Annotated in this window: 17 protein-coding genes; 13 read left to right on the top strand and 4 right to left on the bottom strand. The window is 71.2% G+C overall.

Annotated elements, in window-relative coordinates:
• Nucleotides 1-143: 143 nt before the first annotated feature.
• Nucleotides 144-590, bottom strand: a complete 447-nt coding sequence (locus ACVN90_RS17535) for a pyridoxamine 5'-phosphate oxidase family protein (protein WP_475099483.1) — start codon at nt 588-590, stop codon at nt 144-146.
• Nucleotides 591-742: 152 nt separating this feature from the next.
• Between ACVN90_RS17535 and ACVN90_RS17530 the strand changes: the two genes are divergently transcribed.
• The 3 genes from ACVN90_RS17530 to ACVN90_RS17520 are packed head-to-tail and all read left to right on the top strand — an operon-like array spanning nt 743 to nt 3,454.
• Nucleotides 743-1,885 carry a 3-oxoacyl-[acyl-carrier-protein] synthase III C-terminal domain-containing protein gene (locus ACVN90_RS17530; protein WP_475099482.1) on the top strand — a complete coding sequence of 381 codons (1,143 nt, stop codon included), beginning with the start codon at nt 743-745 and terminating at the stop codon, nt 1,883-1,885.
• A complete protein-coding gene (locus ACVN90_RS17525; RefSeq protein ID WP_475099481.1) occupies nt 1,882-2,580 on the top strand; it encodes an iron-containing redox enzyme family protein in 699 nt (232 codons plus the stop codon). The genes ACVN90_RS17530 and ACVN90_RS17525 overlap by 4 nt, the downstream gene beginning before the upstream one ends.
• A gap of 1 nt (nt 2,581) precedes the next feature.
• A complete protein-coding gene (locus tag ACVN90_RS17520) occupies nt 2,582-3,454 on the top strand; it encodes a DUF6999 family protein (protein ID WP_475099480.1) in 873 nt (290 codons plus the stop codon).
• Between the two features lie 10 nt (nt 3,455-3,464).
• Here the strand turns inward: ACVN90_RS17520 and ACVN90_RS17515 are convergent, their stop codons facing one another.
• Complete coding sequence (locus ACVN90_RS17515; protein ID WP_475099479.1) at nt 3,465-4,226, bottom strand: MBL fold metallo-hydrolase; 762 nt, start codon at nt 4,224-4,226, stop codon at nt 3,465-3,467.
• Between the two features lie 82 nt (nt 4,227-4,308).
• On the opposite strand from ACVN90_RS17515, the gene ACVN90_RS17510 reads away from it, so the two are divergent.
• The 4 genes from ACVN90_RS17510 to ACVN90_RS17495 all read left to right on the top strand — a co-directional run bounded on the left by ACVN90_RS17510 (nt 4,309) and on the right by ACVN90_RS17495 (nt 7,793).
• Nucleotides 4,309-4,656 (top strand): UBP-type zinc finger domain-containing protein, encoded by a 348-nt coding sequence (locus tag ACVN90_RS17510; RefSeq protein ID WP_475099478.1) that lies wholly within the window; start codon nt 4,309-4,311, stop codon nt 4,654-4,656.
• A 14-nt stretch (nt 4,657-4,670) separates the two neighbouring features.
• Nucleotides 4,671-6,323, top strand: coding sequence for an FAD-dependent oxidoreductase (locus ACVN90_RS17505; RefSeq protein WP_475099477.1), 1,653 nt, complete (start codon nt 4,671-4,673; stop codon nt 6,321-6,323).
• A gap of 115 nt (nt 6,324-6,438) precedes the next feature.
• Complete coding sequence (locus ACVN90_RS17500) at nt 6,439-7,419, top strand: aldo/keto reductase (protein ID WP_475099476.1); 981 nt, start codon at nt 6,439-6,441, stop codon at nt 7,417-7,419.
• A complete protein-coding gene (locus ACVN90_RS17495; protein ID WP_475099475.1) occupies nt 7,419-7,793 on the top strand; it encodes a DUF2255 family protein in 375 nt (124 codons plus the stop codon). Before ACVN90_RS17500 ends, ACVN90_RS17495 begins: the two co-directional genes overlap by 1 nt.
• 15 nt (nt 7,794-7,808) lie before the next feature.
• On the opposite strand, the gene ACVN90_RS17490 is transcribed toward ACVN90_RS17495, so the two are convergent.
• Both ACVN90_RS17490 and ACVN90_RS17485 read right to left on the bottom strand, forming a co-directional pair.
• Nucleotides 7,809-8,705 carry a helix-turn-helix transcriptional regulator gene (locus tag ACVN90_RS17490; protein ID WP_475099474.1) on the bottom strand — a complete coding sequence of 299 codons (897 nt, stop codon included), beginning with the start codon at nt 8,703-8,705 and terminating at the stop codon, nt 7,809-7,811.
• Between the two features lie 64 nt (nt 8,706-8,769).
• A complete protein-coding gene (locus ACVN90_RS17485) occupies nt 8,770-9,522 on the bottom strand; it encodes a GntR family transcriptional regulator (RefSeq protein WP_475099473.1) in 753 nt (250 codons plus the stop codon).
• Nucleotides 9,523-9,695: 173 nt separating this feature from the next.
• Here ACVN90_RS17485 and ACVN90_RS17480 point away from each other — a divergent pair, with 173 nt between their 5' ends.
• Genes ACVN90_RS17480 through ACVN90_RS17455 form a run of 6 tightly spaced genes read left to right on the top strand, consistent with a single transcriptional unit; the run spans nt 9,696 to nt 16,228 of the window.
• A complete protein-coding gene (locus ACVN90_RS17480; protein ID WP_475099472.1) occupies nt 9,696-10,619 on the top strand; it encodes a phosphate/phosphite/phosphonate ABC transporter substrate-binding protein in 924 nt (307 codons plus the stop codon).
• A gap of 31 nt (nt 10,620-10,650) precedes the next feature.
• Entirely contained in the window at nt 10,651-11,478 is an 828-nt protein-coding gene (gene phnC, locus ACVN90_RS17475; protein ID WP_475099471.1) for a phosphonate ABC transporter ATP-binding protein, read from the top strand.
• Nucleotides 11,475-13,223: a PhnE/PtxC family ABC transporter permease gene (locus tag ACVN90_RS17470; protein WP_475099470.1), complete on the top strand. Its 1,749-nt coding sequence runs from the start codon at nt 11,475-11,477 to the stop codon at nt 13,221-13,223. Before phnC ends, ACVN90_RS17470 begins: the two co-directional genes overlap by 4 nt.
• Nucleotides 13,220-14,356 (top strand): TIGR03364 family FAD-dependent oxidoreductase, encoded by a 1,137-nt coding sequence (locus ACVN90_RS17465; protein WP_475099469.1) that lies wholly within the window; start codon nt 13,220-13,222, stop codon nt 14,354-14,356. Before ACVN90_RS17470 ends, ACVN90_RS17465 begins: the two co-directional genes overlap by 4 nt.
• Nucleotides 14,353-15,087, top strand: coding sequence for an HAD-IA family hydrolase (locus ACVN90_RS17460; protein ID WP_475099468.1), 735 nt, complete (start codon nt 14,353-14,355; stop codon nt 15,085-15,087). The genes ACVN90_RS17465 and ACVN90_RS17460 overlap by 4 nt, the downstream gene beginning before the upstream one ends.
• Nucleotide 15,088: 1 nt before the next feature.
• On the top strand, nt 15,089-16,228 hold the full coding sequence (locus tag ACVN90_RS17455; RefSeq protein WP_475099467.1) for an alcohol dehydrogenase catalytic domain-containing protein: 1,140 nt from the start codon (nt 15,089-15,091) through the stop codon (nt 16,226-16,228).
• Nucleotides 16,229-16,240: the final 12 nt, after the last annotated feature.

Raw genomic sequence — 16,240 nt, 5'->3', positions numbered from 1 at the left:
CAGCGTCAGGCTAGCCCCGCGGGAGCGTCGTTGGCAACGCCGCAGCGCCGCCGGCGCTGGAGGAGCGTTGCTCATCACGCGCGAGCGATTACGTCAGCGCGGTCGCCGATGACACTGCGCCATCTCGAGCAGCGCGAGGCCGCCTACGCACCTTCCTTCTCCGACGCCCGATACCGCTCGGGCTCCGGCGTGCGTGCGAACCACCGCCCGGTGATCTGTGTCGGCACGATGCGCACCCAGCGGTACTTGAGGGTGGGGATCCACGGGGTGAGCGGGAGCGCGTCCGCCTCATCGATCTCGCGTTGCAGTTCGACGCGTTCCGCCACACCTTTGACGATGACGCTCGAGGCGTAGGTGTCGTCGTACTCGTCCACTTCGAACGCGACCCGCGGATGCTGCGTGAGCTCGGCGAGCTTGGACCCGGGCGCGGTGCGGAACAGGACGCGAGGCCCGTCGATCACGTAGTTCACCGGGAAGATGTCCGGATCGCCGTCTGCATCCAGGGCGAGGTGCCCCAGCTCGCCGCGCGCGAGCAGATTCCAGCACTGCTCCTCGCTGAGGGTCACGACCGCATCGTTCGTGTCTTCCATGACGTCATCTCCATCGATCCCGTCCGCCGCACCACGGCCCTTGCGCACACCATTGTTCCGTCTCGACGAAAAGCAGACCAGATCACTTCCACGGAGAGGATGACGGATGCTGCGGGGCACAGCATCCGTCCCTTCCCCCTAGTCTCGTCACCATGGGCGCGACTGCGAATGCCTATCTGACCGGGTTCGGCCGGTACCTCCCGGGAGAACCGGTCGACAACGACGGCATCGCAGCGCGCCTCGGGGGCGATGACGCCGTCACGGAGCGGATCCGGCGGCGCATCCTCGATTCGAACGGCATCCGGAAGCGGCACTACGCGCTCGATGAACGAGGTGAGCCGACGGAACTCAACGAGGAGCTCGCGGTCAAGGCCCTCCGTGCCGCGTTCGACGACCGCGGCATCGACGCCGGCGACATCCGCATGCTCGCATGCGCCACCACGATGGGCGACGTCCTCGTACCCGGGTTCGCGTCGATGGTGCACGGGCGACTGGGCGGCGGGCCGATGCAGCTGCTCTCGGCATCCGGGGTGTGCGCGTCCAGCCTCGCCGCACTCGATGCGGTCGTCAGCAAGGTCCGGCTCGGCGACCACCCGCGCGCGGCCGTGGTCGGCTCGGAGCTCGCCAGCCGGAGCCTCCGCCAACGCCGCTATGACGGCATCCGTGCCGGCATGGACGCCCACTTCCTCCGCTGGATGCTGTCGGACGGCGCGGGCGCGGTCGTCGTCGAATTCCAGCCCCACCCGAGCAAGCCGTCGCTGCGGGTCGACTGGGTGCGGCACGTCTCGCTCGCGCACGAGCACGACGTGTGCATGCGTGCCGGCATGGTGGGTGCGGAGCCGGAGGTCGGGGGCACCTGGCAGGATGTCGGCATCGCCGAGGGGGACGCGGCCGGCATGTTCCTGCTTCGGCAGGACGTGAGCATGCTCGACGACCTCGCGGATGCCGGGATCCGCCAGTTCGAGGAGCTCGTCGACATCGGGCTGGTCGACGTTCGCCATCTCGACCACGTCGTCTGCCACTACAGCACCAACATGTTCCGCGACGTCGCGTTCGAGGCGCTGCGCCGCCGCATCCCGACGCTCGACACCGACCGCTGGTTCTCGAACCTGGAGACGCGCGGCAACACGGGTTCGGCGAGCATCTTCATCGCGCTCGAAGAGGCGTGGCACACGGGGCGCTTCGCGCCGGGCGAGACCATCCTTCTCGCCGTGCCCGAGTCCGGGCGGTTCTCGTTCGCCTTCGCCCATCTCACCGTGGTCGCACCCCGCGGCCGGCAAGGAGCACCGACATGAGCAGCACCACCACCGTCTCCGCCGACACCGCCTCGGACGGCGCAGGCACCCTGTTCGAGCGACTCGCGGACGTCTGGGTCGAGCTCGAGGAACGGCTGGACGGGGTGCCGATCCTGCAGCGCCTCGCCGACGGCACCGTCACGCTCGAGGACTACCGGCGACTGCTCTTCAACCTCCGCCAGCAGGTGGTCGACGGATCACCGTGGATCTCGCGGGCGGCATCCAGCTTCGACATCGAGCACTTCGAGCTCCGTGCGGCTGCGATCCGCCACGCCGAGGAGGAGCACCGCGACTATCTGATGCTCGAGCGCGACTACGTCGCGATCGGCGGCTCGCTCGACGAGCTGCGCCGCGGCCGCAAGAACGTCGGCTCGGAGGCGCTGTCGGGCTACATGTTCCACTACGCGGCCCAGCCCAATCCGGTCGGGCTGCTGGGCGCGATGTTCATCATCGAGGGGCTGGGTGCGAAGCGCGCGGCGGGCTGGGCGGCGCGGTTCCAGGAGGTGCTCGGTCTCGCCGACAACCAGGTCCACTTCATGCGGTACCACCAGGATGCCGACGCCGAGCACACCGGAGACATGGAGGCGATCCTGACCTCGGGCATCATCGGCGACCGCGACGCCGACGACATCGTGCGCTGCGCGCAGGTGGTCGCGCGCCTGTACGCGCTGCAGCTCGAGGAACTGGATCGCTGACGTGGCGGCGCCGCGACCGAGCATGCCGGAGTTCGTGCGCTCCGACCCGAGCATGTGGGAGGCGGTGTACGCCGATCCCTCCGTCCCTCTGGACCGCGCGCTCGTGCGTCGGATCATCAACGATCAGCGGCGCCTTTCGCGCCGGTGGCTCTACCCGATCGCGCGGATCGTCTCCCGCGTGCTCGTCGCGATCATCTCGATCGTGAAGCGCGTGCTGCCGTTCCGGTGGATGCCGCTTGCGACGATGGACGCGCTGTGCGTGTGGTTCCTGCGGCGATTCGTCGCGCCCGGCGCGGTCGAGCTGCTGATCCGGCACTTCGTGGTCGAGACGAACCTCGTGAACTTCATCATCCGCAACACCGCGGTCGACATGGCCCCGGTCACCCTCCGGCCGGAGACCCTCGCGGGGCTCGGCGACTCGGCCGTCGTCGAGCACGACGTCAACGTGTACGACGTGCTCATCGCGCTCGACGGCGTCCCGCTCACGCGGCCCGAGTCGTTGGACTTCCAGCAGCTCGACATCCCGCCGCTCGACGCTGAGCGGGGCCGCCGGCGCTACCTGCGGCTCGACATCCAGACGGCGCTGTGCTTCATGAACATCCCGTTCTCCATGGCGCTCACCGTGGAGGAGTACCGGCGTGCGGTGCACTCGATCCGGTTCGACGACTCGTTCCTCGAGATCCTCGCGCTCGTCACCGGCGACGACACCTTCCGCCACTGGAAGCTCGCCGGCATGAGCCTCTGGATGGACTCGAACGTCGACGTCCCGCGCATGGTCTACCGCCACGCACTCGTCTGCGAGTACGCCCATGCGCACCTCGTTAAGCTCGCCGGCGGCGCCTACCCTCGCGACACCGCGGCCGAGCTCGACTGAGGCTGACGGGTCAGGAGCCGGCGTCGGCGACCATCGCCCTGAGGCGCTTGTACTCCTCGGGCATCCCCGGATTCGCGAGGCGCGGATCGCCCGGCACCCGCCCGGCGATCACGGCGTCGAGGTAGCGTCGGTCGGCGTCGAGGCGCGCCGCGGCGTCGGATCCTGGCCTCCCGTGGCCCGGGATGACCAGCGCCGCGGATGCGACATACGGCGCGAGAACGTCGAGGGCCGCGAGGTAGGCGGGCAGGTCGTCGGGCTCGAAGGGGAGGGGCAGCTCGAGGTCGCTGAGCATGTCGCCGGCGATCAGCACCCGTGGCTCGGGCAGCCACACGGCGGTGTGACCCGGTGCGTGACCGTCGTGCACCACCAGCTCGGGGGCGAATCCCCGAGGGATCGACGCGGGCGGGATCGCAGCATCCGTCGCGTCTACACGCCCCATCAGCTCGACCAGCTCGCTCGCGAAATCCCCGCCGAGCGCGGCGACGAGGGCCTCCCGCTCGTCGCGGGCGAGCGCCGCCGTCGCGGGCGACGCCCAGCGCGGGGCGGCGCCGAAGCGCGGGTGCCACAGCAGGTGGTCGTGATGCGCGTGCGTGGCGAAGCCGCCGATCACGCGCAGGCCGCGTGCGTCCAGTTCGTCGGCGAGGGCGTCGAGCTCATCGGGCATCCACGCCGGATCGATGAGGAGCGCCTCGCCGTCGCGGCACAGCACCGTCGACGTCGTCGACATCACGCGGCTCGTGGCGACGAGCACGCCGTCCGCAACCTCGATCATCGCGGCTCACTCTAACGGCCCGGCTCCCGCCCCGGCGCGTTAGCATCGCACCGACGGAACGCGTGCGATGAGAGGCAGGCGGATGAGCCTGAGCGAGATCGACCCCACCGTGCCGCCCTCGGGCGAGGGCTGCGCCGACTGCGACGACGTCGGCGGCTGGTGGGTGCACCTGCGGCGCTGTGCGATGTGCGGCGATGTGCGGTGCTGCGACACCTCGCCGGCGCAGCACGCCACCGCGCACTTCCGTGCGACCGGACACCGGTATGTCCGCAGCTTCGAGCCGGGCGAGGAGTGGTTCTGGGACTACGTCGCCGAGGACTATGTCGACGGGCCGCGGCTCTCGCCGCCCGAGTCGCGACCGGAGACGCAGCCGTCGCCGGGGCCGGAGGGCCGGGTTCCGGCCGACTGGCGCGAGCTGATCCACCGCTGAAGAAGGAGACCGCGATGGCAGGCGCCAAGATGACGCAGCGCGAGTTCGAGCGCATGATGAAGCCCACGCTCACCGAGGCGCAGTGGGGCCGCCTGTGCGCGTTCGGCGAGCCGCACGACGTCACGCAGGGCGAGTATCTGTTCGAGGCCGGCGACCTCGACTACGACCTGATCCTCGTCGACACCGGTGAGGTCGAGATCGTCCGTGTCGCATTCGGCTGGGTGGGCGAGACCCACGTGGGCAGGTTCGGACCGCGCAGCTTCATCGGTGAACTCGGCCTCCTCAACGGGCAGGGCGCCTTCCTGTCGGCACGGGCGTCGAAAGCGGGACGGATGCTGCGGGTCAGCCGCTCGCGCCTCAGGCTGCTGATGGCCGAAGACGACGAACTGTGCGACATCATCCTGCACGCGCTGTGGGCGCGGCGGGAGATCCTCCGCACCGGACCCGCCGCGCTGACCCTCAAGCTCGTCGGACCGCGTTCGTCCAGGGAGTTCCTGGCGCTGCGACGTTTCGCCGAGCGGGTCGACCTGGTGCACAAGGCGATCGAGCTGGAGCCGGGGGACCTCTGGACACTCGGCGAGCACGGGATCGGCCTCGACGACCTGCCGGTCGCCTTCATCCAGGGCGAGCCGATGAAGAACGCGACGCCGGGCATGGTCGCCGAGCGGCTCGGGCTCAGTTACCAGGGCCGTGCGGACGAGGTGGTCGACCTCGTCGTCGTCGGCGGCGGGCCCGCGGGACTCGCCGCTGCCATCTACGGCGCGTCCGAGGGGCTGAGCACGGTGCTGCTGGATGCCGTGGCCCCGGGTGGGCAGGCGGCGGCGACGTCGCGCATCGAGAACTTCCTGGGCTTCCCGTTCGGCGTGAGCGGCGGCGACCTCATCGGCCAGGCGTCGCTGCAGGCGCTCAAGTTCGGAGTGCGGGTCTACGCGCCCTGCGAGGCGGCGGATCTCCGTCCGGCAGGGCGCGACCTCGACGTCACGCTCACCGACGGCCGCGTCATCCACGCCCGCACGGCGATCGTCACGTCGGGAGCCGCGTATCGCACCCTCGACCTCGACCGCTGGAACGAGTTCGAGGGCGCGGGCATCTTCTACGCCGCCACTCCGCTCGAACTGCGACAGGTGTTCGACTCGCCGGTGGTGGTCGTCGGCGGGGCCAACTCCGCGGGGCAGGCGTCGCTGTACCTCGCCGCGAACGGATGCCCTGTGCACCTGGTGGTGCGCGGCTCCGACCTCGGCAGCCGCATGTCGTCGTACCTCGTCGACAGGCTGCTCGAAGACCCGCGGATCGACGTGCACACCCAGTCCCGCGTCACGGCGCTCGGTGGCGGGTCGGTACTCGAGAGGGTGAGCATCGACTCGATCGGCGACGTCGCGGCGCGCGGACTGTTCTGCTTCATCGGCGCGGAGCCGGCGACGTCCTGGCTCGCCGAGCTCGATCGCGACGCCGACGGGTTCCTCCGCACCGGCACCGATGTGTCGGTGCAATCGCTCGAGCGCTGGTCGACACTGGGCCGCGAGCCGCTGCCGTTCGAGACCTCCGTGCCTCGCATCTTCGCCGCGGGTGACGTGCGCCGCGGCTCGATGAAGCGCGTCGCCGCCGCGGTGGGCGAGGGATCCAGCGCGGTGGCATCCGTCCACCGCGCGCTCGCCGACATCCGTTGACGCGGTCGCGAGGGGTTCTCGCGGTACCTGTCACAGCGGGGTCTCCCGCCTGCAGTCTTGCAGGAGTGGGATGGAGGATGCCGCGGGCGAGCGCTCTGCGGCACGAGGAGGAACCATGCACACCAGGCAGCTCGGCCAGGGCCTCGAGGTCTCGGCGATCGGCATCGGCGCCATGGGGATGTCGATGAGCTACGGCCCGATTCCCGGCGACCGCGACGACATGATCGGCGTGCTCCGCTACGCCGTGGATCAGGGCGTGACGTTCATCGACACCGCCGAGGTGTACGGCCCGTACGACAACGAGAAGCTCGTCGGCGAGGGGATCGCCCCGATCCTCGACCGCGTGGTCGTCGCGACGAAGTTCGGCTGGGACATCGTCGACGGCACGATGCGCGGCACCGACTCGCGCCCGGAGCAGATCCGTCGGGTGGCGGACGCCTCGCTCCAGCGCCTCGGCGTCGACGCGATCGACCTGTTCTACCAGCACCGCGTCGACCCCGACGTGCCCATCGAAGACGTAGCCGGCGCGGTCGGCGAACTCGTCGCGGCGGGCAAGGTGAAGCATTTCGGCCACTCCGAGGCGGGAGCCGCGACCATCCGTCGCGCGCATGCCGAGTTTCCGGTGACGGCCGTGCAGAGCGAGTACTCGCTGTGGACCCGCGACCCCGAAGCGGAGGTGCTGCCGACGTGCATCGAGCTGGGCATCGGGTTCGTGCCGTTCAGCCCGCTGGGCAAGGGCTTCCTCACCGGGACCGTGTCGGCCGACTCCACGTTCGGCGCCGGCGAGATCCGCGGCAGGGTTCCCCGCTTCGAGCCCGACAACCTCCGCGCGAACCAGGCCGTCGTCGACGGGGTGCGCGACGTCGCCGCCGCACGCGGGGCGACACCCGGCCAGGTCGCTCTCGCGTGGCTGCTGTCGCGGCATCCGTCCGTCGTCCCGATCCCGGGAACCCGCCGCCGCGAGCGCGTCGACGAGAACGCCGGCGCGACCGCCGTTGCGCTGTCGGCCGACGACATCGCGACGCTCGACGCGCTCGCCGCGGTCGTGGCGGGCAACCGCTACGACGACGCCGGCATGGCGATGGTGGGTCTGTGATGGGCGGCTGGGACCAGACCGAGCTGCGCCGCATCGGCGCCGCCACCGAGCTGCGCATCTCGTCGCGGCGGCCCGACGGGACGCTCCGCCCCGCCGTCACGATCTGGCACGCGGCGGTCGGGGACGCGCTGTACGTCCGTTCAGCGCATGGCCCAGAGAACGGCTGGTTCCGCCGCGCCGTGCGGTCGGGTGCGGGTCGCGTGACGGCGGGAGGCGTCGAGAAGGACGTGACGTTCACGCTCGCCGACGAGGCAGTGGCGTCCGACGTCGACGCCGCGCTGCACGCCAAGTACGACCGCTACGGTCCGGGGCCCGTCGGCGCGATCACCGGAACGGATGCTGCGACCACGACGCTGCTCGTCCTGCCGGCCTGATGAGGGCGCCGGCGCTCAGCGGGCGGTGTCGGCGGTCGCGGAGGCGTCGTAGGCGGCGAACTCCGCGGCCTGCGTCGCCGCCCACGACGCCAGGAGCGTGAGGGCGTCGGCCGAGGGCGAACCCGTCGGCGCCGTGTACACGTTCAGCACGAGTCCGGGTTCGCTCGGCAGGTCCATCGACTCGTAGTTCAACTCGAGGTCGCCGACGACGGGGTGGTGCAGGCGCTTGAGTCCGCTGCGGTGGAACTTCACGTCGCGCGAGGCCCAGCGCTCACGGAACAGCTCGCTCTGCGTCGACAGCTCGCCGACAAGCCGGATGAGCTCGGGGTCGTGCGGGTTGCGGCCCGCCTCCATGCGCAGCATCGCGGCGGAGTCGTGCGTGATCTGGTCGTAGTCGCGCCAGAACTCGCGGGCAGCCGGGTTGAGGTAGGCGAACCGCGTGGTGTTGACGGGCCGGCGCGGGTCGTCGAACACGGGGGAGTAGAGGGCCCGCGCGAGCAGGTTCGCGGCGAGGATGTCGTGCCGGCCGTTGCGCACCCATGCCGGAGCCTCGGTGAACGCGTCCAGCACCTGCTGCACCGCCGGCCTCACGGTCGCCGAGGGCCGTCGCGCGGGCTTGCGGCCGGGACCGGCCGCGCGCGCGAGGTCGAAGAGGTACTCGCGCTCTGCCTCATCGAGCTGCAGCGTGCGGGCGACGGCGTCGAGCACGCCCTCCGACGCACCGGCGAGGTTACCCCGCTCGAGGCGCACGTAGTAGTCGACGGAGACGCCGGCGAGCATCGCCACCTCCTCGCGGCGCAGGCCCGCGACCCGGCGGTTGCCGCCGTACGCGGGCAGCCCCGCCTGTTCGGGGGTGAGCCGGGCGCGACGGGAGCTCAAGAACTCCTTCACCTCGGCGCGGATGTCAGCCATGACTCCACGCTACGTCCGCCCGGGCGGCGCAGACAGGCTCTGCGAGTGCCCGTCACCGCGCCGGTCAGGCGCTGCCGAGCGGTCGCACGTAGGCGTCGCCTTGCCGCGAGCGACCGGACGCCGACACCGTGAACCGCACGATGTCACTGAGATAGCGATCATCGGATGCCTCGAACGTGCGCCCTGCGGCATCTCTGGCGACGCGCCGCAGGCGCAGCACGGGGGCGCCGAGCGGCACCTCGAGGAGCCGGCTGTCGGTCTCGTCGGCGGCGACGGCGTCGATCTCGTGGTCGACGTCCGCCGATCCGGTCCCGTGCTCCTCGAGGTACTCGGTGATCGAGACGCCGTCGAGATCGACGCCGAACAGCACGCGGCCGACCGGCTCGATGTAGGTGAGCCGCTCGAGCATGGTGGGTCGGTCGTCGAGCAGCCGCAGGCGGAGCACATCGACCACGAGGTCGCCCTCGGCGATTCCGAGCAGCGCAGCTTTCTCAGCATCCGCTCGCCGCAGGCTCACCTCCTGGGTGCGGGCGCCGGGCACGGCGTCGATCTCGCGCGCCCACCGCGTGAACGGGATGGAGACGTCGACGGCCTGGTGCGCCTTGCGGGCGGTGACGCGGGCGGGTCGTCCCCGCGTGGTCTCGATGAGTCCCTCCTGGCGGAGGGTCGCGAGCGCGTTGCGGATGGGTCCGCGCGACGTGTTCCACTGGTCGGCCAGCACGGCCTCAGTGGGCACGTCGTCGCCGGGGGCGAGGCGCCCGCTGACGATCAGTCCGCGCAGGTCGTCTGCGATCAGCTTGTACACCGTGTCTGCCACATGGGAATACTACTCAGCCGCGAGGTGTCCGCGGAGTCGCGGCACGAAGAGTTCGCCTGATGACAAGTTAGGTGAACAACCCTTGAACAATCGCGACGTAGGTACACATCTTGCACGAGCGGGTGCGAGAGTTCTCGAGGTTCTTCATCCCTCCCCTCACCCGAAAGGCTGTCATGAACCTCCGTGCAAAGAACGCGTCGATCGCACTGGCCGGCGCCGCACTCCTCGCCCTCGGACTCTCCGCCTGCTCCGGCACGGCCGGCGCCACGACCGAGGACGCCGCGACCACCGGCTTCGCCGTGGACGCAGACACCCTGGTCTTCGGCGTCGTCCCCGACTCCGCCGACACCGAGACCAACTACCAGCCGCTCATGGACTACATCGCCCAGGAGACCGGCAAGACTGTCGAGTACCACGAGTCCACCGACTACGCCGCGCTCATCGAGGCCGCGATCGCCGGCAAGATCGACGTCGCGTCGTTCTCGGGCTTCACGTATGTGACCGCCGCCAACAACGGCGCGGAGCTCACCCCGATCTCGTCGATCGTCACCGAGGAGGGCCAGGAGCCGGGTTACTACTCGCAGGCGATCGTGCCGACGGGCAGCGACATCCAGACGCTCGCCGAGTTCGAGGGCAAGAAGGTCTGCTTCGTCGACCCGTCGTCGACCTCGGGCTACCTGTTCCCGTCGTACAACCTCCTCGAGGAGGGCATCGACCCCGAGACGGACGTCACGCCGGTGTTCGCGGGCAAGCACGACGTGAGCGTGCAGAAGACCGGCGAGGGCGTCGAGTGCGAGGTCGGGTTCGCCGAGGACAGCGAGGTCGAGAAGTCCGACAAGGTGCGCGTCATCGACGAAACGATGGTGCCCGGCGCGCCGCTCGTCTCCTCGAACACGCTGCCCGCCGACCTGCAGGAGCAGCTCCTCGACATCCTCGGCGAGGTCACGATCGACGACATCATCGCGAGCGGCGTGGACAGCGCCGACTCCGACGGCTTCCGCAGCGTCTTCTACGCCACGAAGCCGGTCGACGACGCGTACTACGACCTCATCCGCGACATCTGCGCCCAGACCAACGCCACCCAGTGCCAGGGCTGAGCCCGGCGCGCTGACGAGGACCCGAGCAGTCATGAACACTCCCGCACCCGAGACGGTCGTCAGCCTGGACGGTGTCACCAAGCGCTTCGGCGCCACCACCGCCCTCGACGATGTGTCGCTCACTGTGAACCGCGGCGAGATCGTCGTGCTGCTCGGGCTCTCGGGCTCCGGCAAGTCCACCCTGCTGCGGCACCTCGACGGGCTGGAGGTCCCCACCTCCGGTTCCGTCGAGGTGCTCGGCGAGGACGTGCCGCGCCTGTCCGGCCGGCGCCTGCGCACCCTGCGCTCGAGCGTCGGCTTCATCTTCCAGCAGTTCGAGCTCGTGCCGTCCCTGACCGTGCTCGAGAACGTCCTGACCGGGGCCTTGTCGAGTGTCCGCGGTCCACGCCTCGGGTTGTGGACGTACTCCAAGGCCCGGCGCCTCGCAGCCCTCGGGCACCTCGACCGGGTCGGCCTCCTCGACCGCGCCTACCAGCGCGCCGACACCCTCTCGGGCGGCCAGCAGCAGCGCGTTGCGATCGCCCGGGCCTTGATGCAGAACCCGAGCGTGCTGCTCGCCGACGAGCCTGTCGCCTCGCTCGACCCCGAGTCCAGCGACCAGGTGATGGCGCTGATCCGCGAGATCGCCGCGGAGGAGGGACTCACCGTCGTCTGCAGCCTTCACCAGGTGGACCTCGCGATCTCGTGGGCCGACCGCATCGTCGGTCTTCGTCACGGCGCGGTCGTGCTCGACCTCCCCACCCGCGACCTCACCAAGGCGCAGGTCATGGAGATCTACGGCCGCGTCGCGACGACCACGGCAGAACTGCGCGCGGTGCAGGATGAGCTCCTGCTCGACTCCGCGGAGACGACACGATGACCACGACCGTCGAGCGTCCCCGCGCGGCGTCCACCTCGGCGTCGCTGCTCGACCGCGCGCCGAAGCGTCCCTTCTCGCCGGAGCGACTCGCCGCGGGCCTCACTCTCCTCGCGCTCCTCGGGCTGGCGGTCTCCGCGGTGAACGAGGTGCAGATCTCGATCCCCGACATGGTCGCCAGCTGGGGCAACGCGGAGCGGTTCTTCGCCCGCGTCGGTGCGTTGTCGTTCCCCGAGCCGGCCGAGCTCGCGTGGCTCATCGCGCTGACGCTCGGCCTCGTGCTGACTGGCACCCTCCTCGCCGCGCTGCTGTCCGTGCCGATCGCGTACCTCGCCGCGTCCAACACGACGCCGGGCAATGGCTGGCGCGCCGCCGCGCGTTTCGTGGGCGTCCTCACCCGGGCGCTGCCCGACGTGGTGCTCGCCATGGTCTTCGTCCTGATGTTCTCGCTCGGCGCGCTGCCCGGCATCCTCGCGATCGGCATCCACTCCATCGGCATGATCTCGAAGATGTTCGCCGACGCGATCGAGCAGATCGACGAAGGCCCGCGCCTCGCGATCCGCGCCGCGGGCGGCACCCGCGCGCAGGAGTTCTTCAGCGGCATCCTTCCGCAGGTGCTGCCGTCGTGGACCGCCACCGTGCTGCACCGCAACGACATCAACCTCCGCGGCTCCGTCGTGCTCGGCTACGTCGGCGTCGCGGGTCTCGGTCTCGAGATGTCCTACGCGTTCAAGTCCTTGAACTACGGCCTCGGGCTCGGCATCGCGCTGGTCATCTTCGTCCTCTGCGTCGTGATGGAGATCATCTCGAGCGTCGTGCGCGCCGCCATGCTGGGCCGCGTCGGCGACCGCGGCTCGTGGGCCGACCGGCTGATCGGCCGGCGACTGCGGACGAGGAGAACGGATGCTGCGGCCCGGCCCGCGTCGCCCCCTGCGGGTACGTTGTGGGCGCGGTCGCCCGAGACGGCCCTGCACCGGCCGTGGACCGCTGCGCGCGTGCGCAACGTCGCGGCCGGATGGCTCGCCGCTGCGATCGTCGTGGCAGGCGTCTGGGTCTGCCAGATCAACTGGGCCGACTTCCTGACGTTCTGGGCGAAGCTCCCGGCCGTCGCCGCGCAGTTCTGGCCGCCCACGTTCGGCGTGTACGGCGCCGAGGTCATGTTCGAGGCGCTGCGCGAGACGATCGCGATCGCCCTCGCGGCTACCCTGCTCGCCCTCGTCCCCTCCGTGCTCCTCGGCTCCTTCGCGGCGCGCAACGTCGCCCCGAACGGCGGGCTGCGCGCCACGGCGCGCTTTGCGCTGGTCGGCATCCGCGGCATCCCCGAGATCATCCTCGCCATCGTGCTCATCGTGATCACCGGCCTCGGCATGCAGGCCGGCACGATCGCGCTCGCCGTCGGGGGCGTCGGCCTGCTCGGCAAGCTCATCGCGGATTCGCTCGAGGAGGTCGACCGCGGCCCCGAGCGCGCGCTCTTCGCGACCGGTGCGACGCGGGTGCAGGTGTATGCCGGCGCGACCGTGCCCCAGGGCACGCGTGCGCTCATCGGGCACTCGTTCTACCTGCTCGACACCAACGTCCGCGCGGCGACGATCCTCGGCATCGTCGGCGGCGGGGGAGTGGGCTACTACCTGCTCAACGCGAGCCAGGGCGCGAACTACGGCATGGTCACCGCGATCGTGCTGATGATCCTCGTGACGGTGCTGATCGTCGAGGGGATCGCGATGTGGATGAGGAAGGTGTTCCGTTGACCCGGGGCTATGACGTCGCCGTGATCGGCGCGGGAATCGTCGGACTCGGCGCAGCCTACGCGGCCGCCCGGCGCGGCCGGAGCGTGGTGGTGATCGAGCGCGCGCCCGAGACACTCGGCGCCACCGTCCGCAACTTCGGGCACCTGTGCATCGGGGCGCAGACGGGCCTCGCCCGCGAGTACGCCGATGCGTCGCGTCCGATCTGGCTGCAGCTCGCACGCGACGCCGGGTTCTGGCTGCGCGAGTCGGGCACGCTCGTCGTCGCCCGCGACGCCGACGAGCTCGCTCTGCTGGAAGTCGCGGCGCACGAGGGCGGCATCGACCTCCTCACCGGCGCCGAGCTCGAGTCCCGCGTCTCGGTGCGGCCGGGCGTGGCGGCCGGCGGCGCGTGGATCGCGCCCGACCTCCAGACGAATCCTCGTGCGGCGGCCGCGGCGATCCGCGCGCACCTGCAGGAGCTCGGCGTCGAGTTCCGCACCCGCACTTCCGCCGGGGCGGTGCACACCGGACGCGTCGACACGACGCGGGGTCCGATCGATGCCGGGCTCGTCGTGGTCGCGGTCAACCACGACCTCGACCAGCTGCTGCCCGACCTCGCCGAGTCGGCCGGCGTCGTGCGCTGCGGCCTCGACATGCTGCGCGTGCGCGGGGAGGCAGCATCCATTCCCGCTCCGCTTCTGACCGGCTGGTCGCTGGTGCGATACGGCAGATTCGCCGCGCTGCCGGGAGCGCACGCCGTGCGGGAGCGCCTGCACGCGGAACGTCCCGACCTCGCCGCGCTCGACCTCAACCAGATGTACACGCAGCTGCCCGACGGATCGATCGTCGTCGGCGACACGCACTACAAGGGCGTCGGCATCGCGCCGTTCCAGGCCGAAGCCGCCGCCGACCTCCTGCTGGAGGAGTTCGAGGCCCTGTTCGGCGTGCGCCCGCGCGTGCTCGAACGCTGGCAGGGCGTGTACGCCAGCGGCCCCGGCGACTTCCTCGTCGCCGAACCCGAACCCGATGTGCTCGCGCTCGCCGCGACGACCGGCATCGGCATGACCACCGGTCTCGGACTCGCCGAGACCGTGCTCGCCCCTCGCCTCGGCGCCGACGCCGGCGTCGCCACCCCGGAAGGAATCCACCGATGACCGTCCCCGCCGCCGTTCACGTCAACGCCGCCGCCGCCACGCTCCCGCGTCTGATCGCCCCCGAGCTCGTGGTGCTCGACATGGCGGGCACGACCGTCCGCGACGACGGTGTCGTCGAGCGCGCCTTCGCGCGAGCGGCTTCCGAGACGGGGGTGGCGGAACGGATGCTGTGGCCCGACGCCCTCGACTACGTCCGGCGCACGATGGGCCAGTCCAAGATCGACGTGTTCACGCACCTCTCCGGCGGCGACGTCGCACGCGCGACCGAGGCGACGGCGGCGTTCGAGCGGGCGTACGCGGACCTGATCGCGACGGAGGGCGTCGAGCCGATCGACGGCGCGCGCGACACGCTCGAGCGCCTGCGCCGGGCGGGACTGTCCGTCGTGCTCACCACGGGCTTCGCGCCCACCACGCGCGACGCGATCCTCGACGGCCTCGGGTGGCGGCCGCTCGTCGACGCCGCGCTCTCGCCGGTCGACGTCGGGCGCGGGCGTCCCGCACCCGACCTGGTGCTGGCCGCGGTCATCCGGGCTCAGGCGTCGGCAGTCGCATCGGTCGTCGTCGTGGGCGACACCACCAGCGACGTCGCCTCGGGACGCTCCGCCGGCGCCGGCCTCGTGGTCGGTGTGCTCAGCGGCGCCCACCGTCGCGACGCGCTCGCCGCCGCCGGAGCGGACGCCGTGATCGACGACGTGACGGCGCTGCCCGCGCTGCTCGGAATCGGCGCCTGACGTGGCGTCGCCGCTGGCGGCGCCGCCGGTGGCCACGCGGGACGTGTGCCTGACGCCGCCCGCCTCCGCGATGGTGTGGCTCGGCCAGGGTCGGCACCACGAGACGATCGCCGTGCCCGGGGTGCGGCTCGCGGAGGGTGAGGTTCTCGTGGAGCTCGAGCTCGCCACCGTGTGCGGATCGGATGTCCACACCGTGGCAGGCCACCGCCAGGCGCCGACGCCGCTGGTGCTCGGGCACGAGTACGTCGGACGCGTGGCCGCCGTGCTCGACGACGTGCGGAGCGTGGACGGCGTCCGCCTCGCGGTCGGCGACCGCGTGGTGTGGTCGATCATGGCCGCGTGCGCGCGGTGCGACCGTTGTGCGCGGGGTCTGCCGCAGAAGTGCCGGGAGCTGCGCAAGTACGGCCACGAGCGGCTCGTCCCGCGCTGGGAGCTGTCGGGCGGCTTCGCCACGCACGTCCACCTTCGTGCCGGGACGGCGATCGTGCGCGTGGGCGAGGCGGTGCCCGCCGCCGTGCTCGCGCCCGCGGCATGCGCCACCGCGACCGCCTGGGCGGCCGTCGACCGCGCCGCCGATGTCGTCGACGTCGAAGGAGCGACGATGCTCGTGACCGGCGCCGGCCTGATCGGGCTCACGGCGACGGCGATCGCCACCCGTGCGGCCGCTCGCGTGATCGTCGCCGATCCCGATCCCGCCCGCCGAACGCTCGCGCGCGAATTCGGCGCCGTCGCGAGCGTCGATCCGGCCGAGTCTTCGGGGCTCGATCGCGCGCTGCGACGTCTGCGCGCACGGGAGATCGACATCGCGATCGAGGCGTCGGGAGCACCGGCTGCGGTATCGGCGGCGATCGACGGCATCGGCGTCGGCGGTGTCGTCGTACTCGTGGGGAGCGTGTCGCCGAGCCCGTCGTACGCCCTCGACCCCGAGCTGGTCGTGCGGAACCTGACGACGATCCGCGGCGTGCACAACTACGACGCCGAGGACCTCGCCGGCGCGGTGGCCTTCCTGGAGGAGCACGGCGACCGCTATCCGTTCGCGCAGCTCGTCGGGAGGCCGCATCCGCTGTCCGACCTGGAGACGGCACTCGAACGCGCCGCCGCGAGGACCGACGTGCGGGTCGCCATCGACCCGCGCTTGTGAACGCGTCCGGGC

The sequence above is a fragment of the Microbacterium sp. F01 genome, assembly GCF_056156365.1.
The sequence above is the reverse complement of the archived record's forward strand: the minus strand, read 5'-3'. Positions and strand labels throughout refer to the sequence as shown.